The 13,823-nt window shown below is 53.2% G+C and carries 9 protein-coding genes and 1 tRNA gene; all 10 read left to right on the top strand.

The features are described from left to right. Window positions 1-58 precede the first annotated feature (58 nt). The 10 genes from tuf to rpoC all read left to right on the top strand — a co-directional run bounded on the left by tuf (window position 59) and on the right by rpoC (window position 13,566). Complete coding sequence (tuf, locus tag HW115_RS12825) at window positions 59-1,243, top strand: elongation factor Tu (protein WP_178933268.1); 1,185 nt, start codon at window positions 59-61, stop codon at window positions 1,241-1,243. Between the two features lie 182 nt (window positions 1,244-1,425). Next, window positions 1,426-1,501 (top strand) — tRNA-Trp (locus HW115_RS12820). Between the two features lie 90 nt (window positions 1,502-1,591). Beyond that, entirely contained in the window at window positions 1,592-1,819 is a 228-nt protein-coding gene (secE, locus tag HW115_RS12815; RefSeq protein ID WP_178933267.1) for a preprotein translocase subunit SecE, read from the top strand. A gap of 102 nt (window positions 1,820-1,921) precedes the next feature. Further along, the gene (gene nusG, locus HW115_RS12810; protein WP_178933266.1) at window positions 1,922-2,491 is read left to right on the top strand and encodes a transcription termination/antitermination protein NusG; all 570 of its coding nucleotides are present in this window, start codon (window positions 1,922-1,924) and stop codon (window positions 2,489-2,491) included. Between the two features lie 76 nt (window positions 2,492-2,567). After that, window positions 2,568-2,996 carry a 50S ribosomal protein L11 gene (rplK, locus tag HW115_RS12805; RefSeq protein WP_178933265.1) on the top strand — a complete coding sequence of 143 codons (429 nt, stop codon included), beginning with the start codon at window positions 2,568-2,570 and terminating at the stop codon, window positions 2,994-2,996. Between the two features lie 92 nt (window positions 2,997-3,088). Beyond that, window positions 3,089-3,787, top strand: coding sequence for a 50S ribosomal protein L1 (rplA, locus tag HW115_RS12800; protein WP_178933385.1), 699 nt, complete (start codon window positions 3,089-3,091; stop codon window positions 3,785-3,787). A 21-nt stretch (window positions 3,788-3,808) separates the two neighbouring features. Then, window positions 3,809-4,321, top strand: a complete 513-nt coding sequence (gene rplJ / locus HW115_RS12795; RefSeq protein ID WP_178933264.1) for a 50S ribosomal protein L10 — start codon at window positions 3,809-3,811, stop codon at window positions 4,319-4,321. Between the two features lie 184 nt (window positions 4,322-4,505). Next, a complete protein-coding gene (gene rplL / locus HW115_RS12790) occupies window positions 4,506-4,886 on the top strand; it encodes a 50S ribosomal protein L7/L12 (protein WP_178933263.1) in 381 nt (126 codons plus the stop codon). Window positions 4,887-5,315: 429 nt separating this feature from the next. Then, on the top strand, window positions 5,316-9,245 hold the full coding sequence (gene rpoB, locus HW115_RS12785; RefSeq protein WP_178933262.1) for a DNA-directed RNA polymerase subunit beta: 3,930 nt from the start codon (window positions 5,316-5,318) through the stop codon (window positions 9,243-9,245). Window positions 9,246-9,327: 82 nt separating this feature from the next. Continuing rightward, window positions 9,328-13,566 (top strand): DNA-directed RNA polymerase subunit beta', encoded by a 4,239-nt coding sequence (gene rpoC / locus HW115_RS12780; RefSeq protein ID WP_178933261.1) that lies wholly within the window; start codon window positions 9,328-9,330, stop codon window positions 13,564-13,566. Window positions 13,567-13,823: the final 257 nt, after the last annotated feature.

Raw genomic sequence — 13,823 nt, 5'->3', positions numbered from 1 at the left:
GGGGCCGCCCAACAAGAAAAACCAGCAACCCGTAAGGGAATCAACCAAACACAAAATCATGGCTAAAGAAGCATTTGAAAGGAATAAGCCGCACGTAAACGTCGGCACCATTGGTCACGTTGACCACGGTAAAACTACTCTGACTGCAGTTATCACCAATGTTCTTGCTGAGCAGCAAGGAGGTGAAGCAAAAGCATACGACGAAATCGACGCTGCACCTGAAGAGCGTGAGCGTGGTATTACAATTTCTACAGCACACGTTGAGTATGAGACGGCAAACCGTCACTACGCACACGTGGACTGCCCTGGTCACGCCGACTATGTGAAGAACATGATCACCGGTGCTGCTCAGATGGACGGAGCCATTCTTGTGTGTTCCGCTGCTGACGGCCCGATGCCTCAGACTCGTGAGCACATCCTGCTTGCTCGTCAGGTGGGTGTTCCTGCGCTGGTTGTTTTCATGAACAAAACCGACCAGGTTGACGACGAAGAGCTTCTTGAGCTCGTTGAGATGGAGATTCGTGAGCTTCTTAGCGACTACGAATTCCCTGGTGATGAAATTCCAATCATCGCTGGTTCCGCTCTTAAGGCTGCTGAAGGTGACGAAGACCAGAAAGCAAACATCCTTAAGCTCATGGAAGCTGTTGACAGCTACATTCCTGAGCCAGAGCGCCCAGTCGACCAAGACTTCCTCATGCCTATCGAGGACGTGTTCTCGATCGAAGGTCGTGGAACCGTTGCTACCGGACGTGTTGAGCGTGGTATCGTTAAGAAGATGGAAGAGGTTGAGATCGTGGGTATCCGCCCAACTCAAACCACCACCGTTACCGACATCGAAATGTTCCGTAAGCTTCTCGACGAAGGTCGTGCAGGTGACAACGTTGGTCTCCTCATGCGTGGTCTTAAGAAAGACGACCTTGAGCGTGGTCAGGTGATCGCCAAGAAGGGTTCTGTGACCCCACACACCAAGTTCACTGGTGAAATCTACGTCCTGAGCAAGGATGAAGGTGGCCGCCACACACCATTCTTCAGCAACTACCGTCCTCAGTTCTATTTCCGTACGACAGACGTGACTGGTAGCATCAAGCTTCCTGAAGGCGTTGAGATGGTGATGCCTGGTGACAACATTTCTCTTGAAGTCGAGCTCATCACTCCGATCGCTATGGAAAAAGCCATGCGCTTCGCTATCCGCGAAGGTGGCCGCACCGTTGGTGCTGGTCGTGTGGCCGACATCCTCGACTAATTCAATTTAGTCCAAACGGCGAACTCTTCATCGAGATTGCCGTGAGGCTGGTTTTCAGGGGCACTCGGTCTGAGACCGGGTGCCCTTCAATCGCCTCAAAAAGAAAGTGTCGATACGTTTAAGATAGAGTTTCTACAGAGGCGAAATCGAAAACGGCAGACACAGCAAAAGCAAAGCACCACAGGGAAGTAGTTCAATTGGTAGAGCGTCGGTTTCCAAAACCGAAAGTTGCAGGTTCGAGTCCTGTCTTCCCTGCCAGCTTTTTACATCACATCAGAATCCCCAAAAATTCAGCAGCCGAACCGGCAAAGGATCAAACTTGCCGGCAAAAGCATCCATCAGAGTAGCATGTTCAGGAAAATCGCCACCTTTATTCACGAAGTGAAAGCCGAACTCCGCAAGGCATCCTGGCCTTGGGATAATGACCCGAAGGCAAAAGGGTTCCAAAAGTACAAGGAGTTGGTTGACTCAACCATCGTGGTGCTCGTAGCCATGATCTTGCTCGCCGGATACGTTTCCTTGTTTGACGTTATCTCGACCAAGCTTCTCGGCCTCCTGACCAGCATCGGCCAGTAACACGGATTCGTCCCCAAGCCCTTACCTGTTTGTGCATCGAGAATGCACCTGACAGGCACGGTTTTAAAATCCTTAGATTCACTTTTACCACCCATTTAATTCATGCCAGCCTTTCCCGAAGCCCGCAAACAATGGTTTGTCGTTCACGTTCTCTCCGGACAGGAGCAGAAAGTGCGAGATCGTATTCAACGCCAAGTCGAGGCGGAAGAGATGGGCGACTTGATCTTCGAAGTGCTTGTTCCCCAGGAGCGAGTTGAAGAAAACCGTAAAGGTAAAAAAATCGAAACCAAACGCAAGTTCTTCCCCGGATACATCATCGTCAACATGAAGCTCTTCCAAGAAGACGGAAGTCTGGTGGATCGTTCATGGTATTTTATCAAGGAGATGGACGGCGTGATTGGTTTTGCCGGCACCAAGGACAAGCCACTCCCCATGCGTCAACGTGAGGTGGACGGCATGCTCAACCAGATCAAAGAGCGCGAAGAAAGCATCCGCCCAGCCATCAGCTTTGAAATCGGCGATACCGTCAGTGTCAACGACGGACCATTTGAGGGTCAGACAGGTGTCATCGAAGAAATCGACCACGATACCGGTAAGTTGCTCGTCTCGGTGACCATTTTCGGTCGGGCCACTCCCGTGGAACTCGAAGCCTGGCAAGTTGAAAAAGGCTAAGCCAACAATCTCTAATGTTGCCGCGAAATAGCGGAATCATTTAACCATACCAACTAATTAACCAAGTAACACCACCATGGCCAAGGAAGTTAAATCCGTCCTCAAACTGCAAATTCAGGCAGGACAAGCAAACCCATCACCACCCGTTGGACCGGCACTCGGTCAGGCAGGAGTGAACATCATGCAGTTCTGTAAGGACTTTAATGCCGCGACTCAAAAACAAGCTGGTGACCTCCTTCCCACGGTCATCACGGTCTACAAAGACGCTTCGTTCACCTTTATCACCAAGCAGCCACCGGCAGCCGTTCTTTTGAAGAAAGCAGCCAAGATCGCTTCGGGATCCGGAGAGCCAAACAAAACCAAGTGCGGCACCATCTCCAAAGAACAACTGATGGAAGTTGTGAACATCAAAATTTCCGACCTCAACACCAACGACCCCGAGCAAGCAGCTAAGATTTTGGCTGGCACCGCTCGCCAGATGGGACTTGAAGTCACCGGAATGTAATTTGTAGTAACGGTTTCTACCGGAACTACCAAAACCAAACCCGCAGGAGGAGCCGGATCATGATCCGCTCCGCCCGCACTGCAACCAAAACCATGAGCAAGAAAAGCAAACGCTACCAAAAGGCGGCCGAGCTTGTCGATTCCGACAAGCAATACGGCCTCGAAGACGCGGTGGGAGTCATCAAGAGCTTCCCCGCACCTAAGTTTGACGCCACTGTCACGCTTTCATTCAAACTCGGGGTCGACCCCCGCAAGAGCGACCAGATGGTCCGTGGCTCTGTGGCCCTGCCACACGGCACCGGTAAGCAAGTCAAGGTCGTTGTGTTCGCCCAGGGCGACGCCGCCAAAGCAGCCCAGGATGCTGGAGCTGACGAAGTCGGACTTGAGGACTTGATTAAGAAAGTGCAAGGTGGATTCACCGATTTCGATGCTGCCGTCGCCACTCCTGATGCGATGCTCGAAGTTCGTAAGATCGCCCGTGTGCTCGGACCACGCGGTCTGATGCCTAACCCGAAGACCGGGACTGTCACCGAAGACACTGCCGCGGCTGTGCAAGCTGTGAAAGCTGGTCGGATCGACTACAAACTCGACAAAAATGGCAACGTTTCTGCTGCTATTGGCAAGGCATCCTTCGACAATGACAAGATCATCGAGAATGCCAACGCCCTGATCGAAAGTTTGGTCAAAGCCAAGCCTGCATCCGCCAAAGGGAACTATATTCAGAACGTCACCATCGCGGCATGTATGTCCCCTGGAGTTGCTCTTGAGTCATCCCTTTACGCTATCAACTAACCAACCAAGGAGAAAGAGACCATGAATCCTGATAAGAAGTACATCATCGACGAGCTTTTTGAGCGCGTTAACTCATCGCCTTTCGTTCTGGTGGTTGATTACACCGGTATGACCGTGCCCGAGTTCAATGAACTCCGCGGTAACCTGAGCGAAAACGGAGCCGAGTGCCACGTTGCCAAGAACACTTACATGCGCAAAGCGCTTGAAAATGCAGAATTACCCGACATCAGCGATCAGCTGCTCGGACAAACCGCATTCGTCACCGGCGAATCCGATGTTTGCGCCGCAGCCAAGGCTGTGAAGGAGTTCGCTAAGAAATCCAAGAAGCTGGACGTCAAAGTCGGTATCCTCGACGGCGATGTGATCGACTCTGACCAAGTCAAGGCTCTGGCCGACCTTCCGTCTCGCGAAGTTCTGCTCGCCCAGTTGCTCGGTGTCATCAACGCTCCTGCCTCCAAGCTGGTGCGCACGATCAACGAGCCAGCTGCATCTCTTGCTCGCGTCATCAAGGCGAAGCACGGAGACGAAGCTTAATCATTTCCATGCTCAGTTGGCTCAAGCCGGCTGAGCATGTTTACAACAACAATCTGAACGGATGGTGTTACTCCCTCCAGAGTAGCACCTGATACAAATAAGGTTCCATCGTCGGATCTTAGGCATAAGAGCTGAAATGTCCGGAAGCTCCGGGCGCGACGAAACCAACTAGGAGAATAAAACAATGGCTGATATTACTAAAATCGCTGAAGAACTGGGCAAACTCACCGTGCTTGAAGCCGCTGAGCTTGTAAAATCCCTCGAAGAAGAGTGGGGCGTTTCCGCCGCCGCTCCTGCTGCTGCTGTTGCAGTTGCTGCACCTGGTGCCGCTGCTGAAGCTGCCGAGGAAAAAACCGAATTCGACGTCGTCCTTACTGACGCCGGAGCCGGTAAGATCGCTGTCATTAAGGCCGTCCGTGGCATCGCTACCGGACTTGGACTTGCTGACGCTAAGAAGCTGGTCGAGAGTGCACCTGCACCCGTCCTTGAAGGCGCTTCCAAGGAAGACGCTGAAAAAGCCAAGGCTGCGCTTGAAGAAGCTGGTGCCAAGGTTGAGCTTAAGTAGATCCCAATTCTACACATCAAAGGCTTTCTTTGTGTGTGGTGGCCCTGGATTACCATCCACCACACACAGGTCAGCCATCGATCCAGCTCATTACCATTCAAACAAGTCTGCAAGCCATCACAAAAAACCGAAAGGTCAAACGTAGGCACTGACGACTTTTTCAAAACAAGCAAAGCACACCGTTCTATGAGCGGCCTTCAGACATAACCACCCAGTCGACAGGATGGATATGTTTGAAATCCGCTCAAGAACCCGGGAAAGACGTTTCCTGGAAACCACCCAATAAAATATTACTGAAAGACATCGCGTCATGAGAATCGCCCGGACTGGTAACAGTGCGGGCAAATCTGCCTCTCGGCAGTTCTCTAAAAAACACGCGTGTTTTTCCGTGTATACACAGCCCAACCAAGCTCATACCCACTATTTATTATGGCCGAACGACGCTACTACGGAACGATTGAGGAAGTTATCGAACCCCCGAATTTGATCGAGGTTCAAAGCAAGTCCTACGAGGACTTTTTGCAAAAATCCATCCCCGCTTCGCAGCGTGAGGACTATGGACTTCAGGCAGTATTCCGTGAAATTTTCCCCATCAAAAGCTATGATGAGGCAATTACTTTGGAATTCATTTCTTATGAGATTCAAGAGCCCAAATCCACAGCTCTGGAATCCTTGCAAACGGGGGAGACCTTCAGTGCCGCCCTCTATGTGACGTTCAAGCTCAAGGATGAGTCTGGAAATAAAAAAGAAAAAGTCTACATGGGCGAAATGCCGATGATGACCCGCCGTGGAACCTTTGTGATTAACGGCGCTGAGCGCGTGATCGTTTCCCAGCTTCACCGTTCGCCTGGTATTTGCTTCGAAACATCGCAGCACTTGAATGGCAAGACACTGCATTCGTTCCGGATCATTCCTGACCGCGGATCCTGGCTTGAGACCCAGTTTGACACCAACGACCTGCTCTACGTCTACCTTGACCGCCGCCGCCGCCGCCGGAAGTTCCTCGCTACGACCTTCTTGCGTGCCATGGGATGGCCAACGGACCGCGACCTTTGCGAGCAGTTCTACAACATTGAAAAGCTCAAGCTCAGCGAGAAACTCGACGAAGAGGAACTCGCCAACAAGCTTCCATTCGAAGACATTCTCGACGATGAGATTGTCATTGCCAAGGCCTATGAGCCACTGACCATTGGTGTGGTTCGCACCCTGATGGAACTCGGGCACAAGCACATCGAGGTGATTGACGGACGCGAAGACGAAGTGCTGCTGAAATCCCTCAAAAAAGACCCCGCGCATGATGAAGAGTCCGCCCTGAAGGACATTTATCGTAAGTTACGCCCTGGTGATCCTCCAACCAGCACCAACTCGAAGGCCCTGCTTCACCGCCTGTTCTTCGACGAGAAACGTTACGACCTCACACGCGTCGGTCGTTATAAAATTAACCAGAAGCTCAAACTCAACATCGATTCGAACGCTCGGATCATGGTGCCTGAAGACTTCCTCGGTGCTGTCAAATACTTGCTTGGCCTGAAGAAAGGCGACGGCATGCTCGACGATATCGACCACCTTGGATCACGCCGTGTGCGTGCCGTGGGTGAATTGCTCGGTAACCAGTGCCGCGTGGGTCTTGCCCGCACCGAGCGCTTGGTCAAAGAGCGTATGACTCTGTTTGATGTCAACCTTGAGGGCATGACACCTCAGAAGCTGATCAACCCGAAAGCCCTGAGTGCTGTGATTCGCGATTTCTTTGGTCGCAGTCAGTTGTCTCAGTTCATGGACCAGACGAACCCACTGGCTGAGCTGACTCACAAACGTCGTCTTTCCGCTCTCGGACCTGGTGGTCTGAACCGAGACCGCGCCGGATTCGAGGTGCGTGACGTTCACACCTCGCACTACGGTCGTATTTGCCCGATTGAGACTCCTGAGGGCCCCAACATTGGTCTGATCAACTCACTCTGCACCTACGCACGCATCAACGAGTTTGGATTTATCGAGACTCCCTACCGCCGGGTGAAGGATGGTAAGGTGACCAACCAGATCGAGTATGTAACTGCTGACCAGGAGGAAGACTTCCTGATTGCCCAGGCAAACAACCCGATCGACAAGGATGGGAACTTCCTGACCGAAAAAATCACCGCCCGTGAGCGTGGTGAGTTTATCGAAGTGGATCCCAACACGGTGGAATACATGGATGTGTCACCGAAACAGCTCGTTTCCGTGGCCGCCGGTATTATTCCTTTCCTTGAGCACGATGACGCCAACCGCGCATTGATGGGTGCAAACATGCAACGCCAGGGGGTGCCATTGTTGATCTCTGATGCCCCACTGGTCGGAACCGGACTCGAAGCCAAGGCTGCGGAAGACTCCCGCGCTGTGGTTGTGGCCGAAGCCGACGGCATCGTGGCAGCTGCCACCGCCGAGGTGATCATCACCACCAAAGATGGTGAATTACCGCTTTCCGATGAGAAATTCCTCAGCGACATGACCGCGGTGAAGAGCAATCCTGCCAAAGGGATCTTCGCTTATCCGATGCGTAAGTTCATGCGTTCCAACTCCGGAACCTGCATGAACCAGAAGCCGATCATCAACCGAGGAGACAAGGTGAAGACTGGTGATGTGCTCGCCGACGGACCAAACACCGAAGGTGGTGAGTTGGCCCTCGGACGCAACGTGCTGGTGGCCTTCATGCCATGGAATGGATACAACTTTGAGGATGCCATCGTGATTTCCGAAAAAGTGGTGAAGGAAGATGTCTTTACCTCCATCCACATTTCTGAGTTCGAGTGTGTCGCCCGTGACACCAAGCTCGGACCTGAAGAAATTACCCGTGATATCCCGAACGTCGGTGATGAAGCTTTGAGAAACCTCGACCACGACGGCATCATCCGCATCGGTGCGGAGGTGAAGCCTGGCGACATTCTCGTTGGTAAAATCACTCCGAAGTCCGAAACCGAGCTTGCCCCTGAAGAGCGCCTGTTGCGTGCCATCTTCGGTGAAAAAGCCGCAGATGTGAAGGACACCTCACTGCGTGTTCCTTCCGGATGTGTCGGTATCGTTCAGGATATTCGGATCGTGACCCACGGACTTGCGCGTAAGCGTGAGAATGAGCTCGACCCCACCAAGCTCAAGAAGCAGGTCAAGAAAATCAACGATGACTACAAGAAGAAGAAAGACCGCCTGACCGAACAGTTGACGGAGAAGCTTTCCGACATCCTGCTGGGTGAGAAGATTCCTCTGGATGTGGTGAACGCCCAAAGTGGTGAGATCATCATTCCTGCCAACCGTAAGATCACCAAGACGCTTCTGCGCAAGCTTGCCGCGATCTTTGATCACATCGAAATCGATCCTTCCCCAATCCGGAACAAGATCCTTGAGATCATTTCCTCCTTTGAGGGACGTTTCTCCGAGTTGGACACCGACCGTGAGCGTCGTCTTGACCAGCTTGAGAGCGGTGAGGAAGTCGATCCCGGCGCTGTCAAGGAAGTCAAAGTCTTCATCGCTGCCAAGCGTAAGCTCAGCGTTGGTGACAAGATGGCCGGACGTCACGGAAACAAAGGGGTGGTTGCGACCATCGTTCCCGAAGCCGATATGCCATTCCTCGAGGATGGAACGCCGGTCGAGATCTGTTTGAACCCACTTGGTGTGCCGTCCCGGATGAACGTTGGACAGCTGCTGGAAACCCACCTCGGTGTTGCAGCCAAGGCGCTTGGATTTACCGTAGCGACTCCGATTTTCGACGGTATCCCCGAGGATGAAATCTGGAAGTTCATGGGCGAAGCCAAAAAAGTCGACGGATTTGAAATGGTCGGCGAAAACGGTAAAGCCCGTAAGCGTAAGAAGGATGAGAAACCAACCGATGGCTTCACCTGGATTGGTGACGGCAAGGATGGTTCCACCGCTGGTAAGTCGACTCTCTATGATGGTCGCACAGGGGAAGCCTTCCAGAACCCGGTTGTGGTTGGCATGATTTACATGCTCAAACTCGGTCACCTGGTTGCCGACAAGATTCACGCCCGTGCCGTTGGTCCCTACAGTCTGGTCACCCAGCAGCCGCTTGGTGGTAAGGCCCAGTATGGTGGTCAGCGATTCGGTGAGATGGAGGTCTGGGCACTCGAAGCTTACGGTGCCGCTTACACCCTCCAGGAGATTCTTACGGTTAAGTCCGATGACGTCCAAGGGCGCACGCGGATTTACGAAGCCATCGTCAAAGGGGACAACACCTTGGAGGCCGGCACGCCGGAATCCTTCAACGTCCTGATGAAGGAAATGCAGTCACTCTGTCTGGATGTCCGCCCTGGAACGGGTGGCGCTCCAAAGCAGGGCGGTTCCGAATTCAGCCTCGACGACCTTACACTCTAATCGCAGTAACCAACAACACTCGCCGCTCCCCAAAGCGGCGCGACCAATTAACTAATAACAATTAACTGATAACTTATTTCTCATGAGCGTTGAAACTAACCTGCGTGAACTCTTCGGGGTCAATGATAAGCCCGAACAGTTTGATCATGTCGCCATTACTGTAGCAGCACCGGAAACCATCCGGAGCTGGTCCAGCGGTGAGGTGCTCAACCCTGAAACCATCAACTACCGGACCTTTAAACCTGAAAAAGGAGGTCTGTTCTGTGAGCGAATTTTCGGACCCACCCGGGACTGGGAGTGTGCTTGCGGAAAATACAAGCGCATCAAACATAAAGGCGTCGTCTGTGACCGCTGCGGTGTGGAGGTGACTCTTTCCCGTGTTCGTCGCGAGCGTATGGGCCACATCGAACTGGCCGTGCCGGTTTCCCACATCTGGTTCTACAAGTGTATGCCCAGCCGGATCGGCCTGATCCTTGATCTCGCCGCCCGTCAACTCGAGCGTATCATTTACTACGAAGACTACGTTGTTACCGATATCGGATCGTCCGAGCTCCAACTCGGTCAGCTGCTGAGCGAAAACGACCTCTATGACGCGGAAGATGCCTACGGTGAAGGAAACTTCAAAGCCGAGATGGGCGCCGAAGCCCTCCAGTCATTGCTTTCCCAAGTGAAGCTGGATGAACTGACCGTGCAATTGGAGGAGGAAATCCTCAACACCCGCTCGAAGCAAACCAAGAAGAAGCTCGCCAAGCGGATTAAGCTGGCCCGCGGATTCTCGCAGTCGCATTCCCGTCCCGAGTGGATGATCATGAATGTGCTACCTGTGATCCCACCGGACCTGCGTCCGCTGGTGCCGCTCGAAGGTGGTCGCTTTGCCACATCCGACCTCAACGACCTCTACCGTCGTGTGATCAACCGGAACAACCGACTCAAGAACCTGCTCAAGCTCAAGACCCCGGACGTGATTATCCGGAACGAGAAGCGGATGTTGCAGGAAGCTGTGGACGCCTTGTTTGACAATGGTCGTCACGGTCGTGCCGTAACTGGTGCTGGTAACCGCGCGCTGAAGTCTCTGTCCGACATGCTCAAGGGTAAGGGTGGACGTTTCCGTCAGAACCTGCTCGGTAAGCGCGTCGATTATTCCGGCCGTTCTGTGATTGTGGTTGGACCTGACCTGAAGCTCGGCCAGTGTGGTCTTCCCAAGAAGATGGCGCTTACCTTGTTTGAGCCCTTCATCATCCGTCGCCTTAAGGACCTTGGCTACTGCCACACTGTCCGGAGCGCCAAGAAGATGATTGACCGCAAAACCACCGAAGTCTGGGATATCCTTGAAGAAGTGATTAAGGGACATCCGGTTCTTCTGAACCGTGCCCCCACCTTGCACCGTCTTTCGATCCAGGCATTCGAGCCTGTTCTTATCGAAGGTTCTGCGATCCGTGTTCACCCGCTCGTTTGTACCGCCTTCAACGCCGACTTTGACGGTGACCAGATGGCTGTGCACGTTCCACTTTCCGTGGAAGCTCAGATGGAAGCTCGTCAGCTGATGTTGGCCCCGAACAACTTGTTCTCTCCAGCCAGTGGTAAGCCCATTACGGTGCCATCCCAGGATATCATTCTGGGAACCTACTACCTCACCTACGCACGTCAGTTGACTGCCAAGGAACTTGAGGACCGTAAGGACGTGCACCTTCCCTTGTTCGAGAGCACAACCGAGGTTGAGTTTGCCATTGCATCCCGCAAGGTGAATTACCACGACTGGATCCGTCTCCGCAACCCGGACTACGGCAGCGAAGGTAAGTTCTTCGGTGACAATGAGAAGAAGATCATCGAGACCACTCCTGGTCGTGTCCGATTCAATGAAATCTGGCCATCAGGTCTTGGTTTTGTGAACTTCAACGTCGGTAAAGGCCAGATTGGTGAGATTATCCGTCGCTGTCACCAGGTGGCAGGGCAGACCACAACCGTTCAGGTGCTTGACGATCTCAAGACACTCGGATTCAAGGAGGCATCCCGCTCCGGTATCTCGATTGGTATCATTGACATGGATATCCCCGAGGAGAAGAAGCAGGAACTCAAAAATGCCTACGCCGAGGTGGAAAAAGTCACCAAGCAGTACCGTAACGGTGTGATCACCGATAACGAGCGCTACCAGCAGGTGATCGACATTTGGACCCACGCATCCGATAACATCGCCGATGCGCTCTACCGTAAGTTGGAGCACAATGCAGGTGATGTCCGCGCTAACCCGCTCTTCCTGATGGTTGACTCCGGCGCCCGGGGTAACAAGCAGCAGATTAAGCAGCTTTCGGGAATGCGAGGTCTGATGGCCAAGCCGTCCGGTGACATTATCGAACGTCCGATTACTTCAAACTTCCGTGAAGGTCTGTCGGTGCTGGAATACTTCATTTCCACCCACGGTGCCCGTAAGGGATTGGCCGATACCGCTCTGAAGACGGCTGACTCCGGGTACATGACCCGTAAGCTGGTCGATGTCTCCCAGGACGTGATCGTCTTTGAAGAAGACTGCGGAACGGTCAACACGATCACCGCCACTCCGATCATTGAGAACGACGAGGAAGCAGCTTCGCTGTCTTCCCGTATCCTCGGCCGTGTTTCCGGTGAGAAAGTCACCGACCCAGTAAGTGGGGAAGTGATCGTTGCCGTCGGTCAAATCATTGGTGAGAAGGAAGCGAACAAGATTGAAGACCTCGGTGTTGAGCGTTTGAAGATCCGTTCGGCCCTGACTTGTGAAGCTGACCGCGGATGCTGTCAAAAGTGTTACGGCTTGAACCTTGCCACAGGTAAGGTTGCCAAGATCGGTGAGGCTGTCGGTATTATTGCCGCTCAGTCGATCGGTGAGCCAGGAACCCAGCTGACCATGCGGACATTCCACGTTGGTGGTGTGGCTTCATCCTCCTTCAAGCAGCCGATTATCAAGGCTAAGCACAGCGGAACCGTTGTTTACAAGGACGTGCGTGCAGTGAAGGACGCTGATGGTAACTTTGTTGCTCTGAACAAGAAGGGCTCCATCCTGATCCGCGATAAGAACGGTCTCGAGCTTGAGTCCTACAACCTTGTGATCGGATCCGTTATCACCATCCCTGATGGTGAGCAGGTGAAGAAAGGCACTGCCTTTGTGACCTGGGATCCATACAACGTGCCGATTCTTACCGAGAAAGCCGGTAAGATCGAATTCCGCGATATGATCAAGGGCATTACCATTCAGTCGGAGACCGACAAACAAACCGGTAAAAAAGGTATGTTGGTTACCGAGCACAAGGAAGATCTGCACCCGCAGATTGTGATCGTTGATCCGAAGACCTCCGATGTGTTGGCCAGTTACTCCATTCCAGTTGGGGCCCACCTTTCCGTTAAGGAGGGATCCAAGGTCAAGGGAGGTGCCCAACTTGCCCGGACACCGCGTAAGATTGCCAAGACCGGTGACATCACCGGTGGTCTTCCACGGATTGCCGAGCTCTTTGAAGCCCGTCGTCCGAAGGATGCCTGCACCATTGCCAAGATCACGGGTGAAGTCTCTTATGGACCGAACGTGCGTGGTAAGAAGAAGGTGATTGTCACGGATATGGAAACCGGCGAACACGCCGATCACCTCGTCCCGATGGGTAAACACATCATTGTGGGTGAAGGCGACATCCTCCAGCGCGGTGATCAAATTACCGAAGGTCCGGTTTCCCCGGATGACTTGCTCGAGGCATGTGGTGCCCAGGCTCTTCAGGAACACCTCACGGATGAAGTGCAGCGGGTTTACCGTCTGCAGGGTGTGGAAATTAACGATAAACACATCGAGATCGTGATTCGTCAGATGCTGCGCAAGGTGAAGATCACCGAACCCGGCGATACTGAATTCCTCTGGGGTGACCAGGTGGACCGAGTCACCTTCAAGAAGGCCAACGAGGATGTGCTCGCCCAGGGTGGCGCGCCAGCCGAGTCAGAGCCTGTGTTGCTTGGTATCACCAAGGCATCACTTGAGACTGAGTCGTTTATCTCCGCCGCATCGTTCCAGGACACCACCCGTGTGCTGACCGACGCCTCTACCGTGGGTCGTGTGGACCACCTCCGTGGCTTCAAGGAAAACGTGATCATGGGTCACCTCATTCCTGCCGGAACTGGCTTCCACCAGCACCGCGACACCCAGATCGAGTTTACGGTCGAAGAACCCGAGCCCATCCAACCGGAGCCAGAGGAAAAAGACCTCGTTGATGGCGAAGGCACGGAAACGCCAGAGGATCTTCCGATCACCCCGACGGTCGATCAGGCAGGTGAAGACGACACACCTCCTTCCGAGGAAGTGAGTGCTTAACGGCTTTGCTTCATTACTTTTCAACCCGGCACGCCCTCATAGGCGCTGCCGGGTTTTTTTTGGAGTGCGCTGGCTCGACAGCGCTTGATGGATTGCGTGGCCTGACACGTGTGGGCGAAGTGATGCTGAGTCTGAAATGAGGACGGCTTCGCTCATCGCAGTTTCAGATTCTGGGTTCTGCTGAAGAAAGTCTCAGATGAGGTGAAACTCAGCATGAAACGCCAACGTATCGGCTATACTATGAAACGACTGCTGAG

Origin of the sequence: Oceaniferula marina, from assembly GCF_013391475.1 — a bacterium.
GTDB classification, from domain to species: Bacteria; Verrucomicrobiota; Verrucomicrobiia; order Verrucomicrobiales; family Akkermansiaceae; genus Oceaniferula; species Oceaniferula marina.
The sequence above is the reverse complement of the archived record's forward strand: the minus strand, read 5'-3'. Positions and strand labels throughout refer to the sequence as shown.

Excerpts from the sequence above, each read along its gene's own strand:
- rpoC (WP_178933261.1), top strand. The coding sequence starts at position 9,328 with ATGAGCGTTGAAACTAACCTGCGTGAACTCTTCGGGGTCAATGATAAG.
- tuf (WP_178933268.1), top strand. The coding sequence starts at position 59 with ATGGCTAAAGAAGCATTTGAAAGGAATAAGCCGCACGTAAACGTCGGC.
- nusG (WP_178933266.1), top strand. The coding sequence starts at position 1,922 with ATGCCAGCCTTTCCCGAAGCCCGCAAACAATGGTTTGTCGTTCACGTT.
- rplJ (WP_178933264.1), top strand. The coding sequence starts at position 3,809 with ATGAATCCTGATAAGAAGTACATCATCGACGAGCTTTTTGAGCGCGTT.
- rplA (WP_178933385.1), top strand. The coding sequence starts at position 3,089 with ATGAGCAAGAAAAGCAAACGCTACCAAAAGGCGGCCGAGCTTGTCGAT.
- rplK (WP_178933265.1), top strand. The coding sequence starts at position 2,568 with ATGGCCAAGGAAGTTAAATCCGTCCTCAAACTGCAAATTCAGGCAGGA.
- secE (WP_178933267.1), top strand. The coding sequence starts at position 1,592 with ATGTTCAGGAAAATCGCCACCTTTATTCACGAAGTGAAAGCCGAACTC.
- rplL (WP_178933263.1), top strand. The coding sequence starts at position 4,506 with ATGGCTGATATTACTAAAATCGCTGAAGAACTGGGCAAACTCACCGTG.
- rpoB (WP_178933262.1), top strand. The coding sequence starts at position 5,316 with ATGGCCGAACGACGCTACTACGGAACGATTGAGGAAGTTATCGAACCC.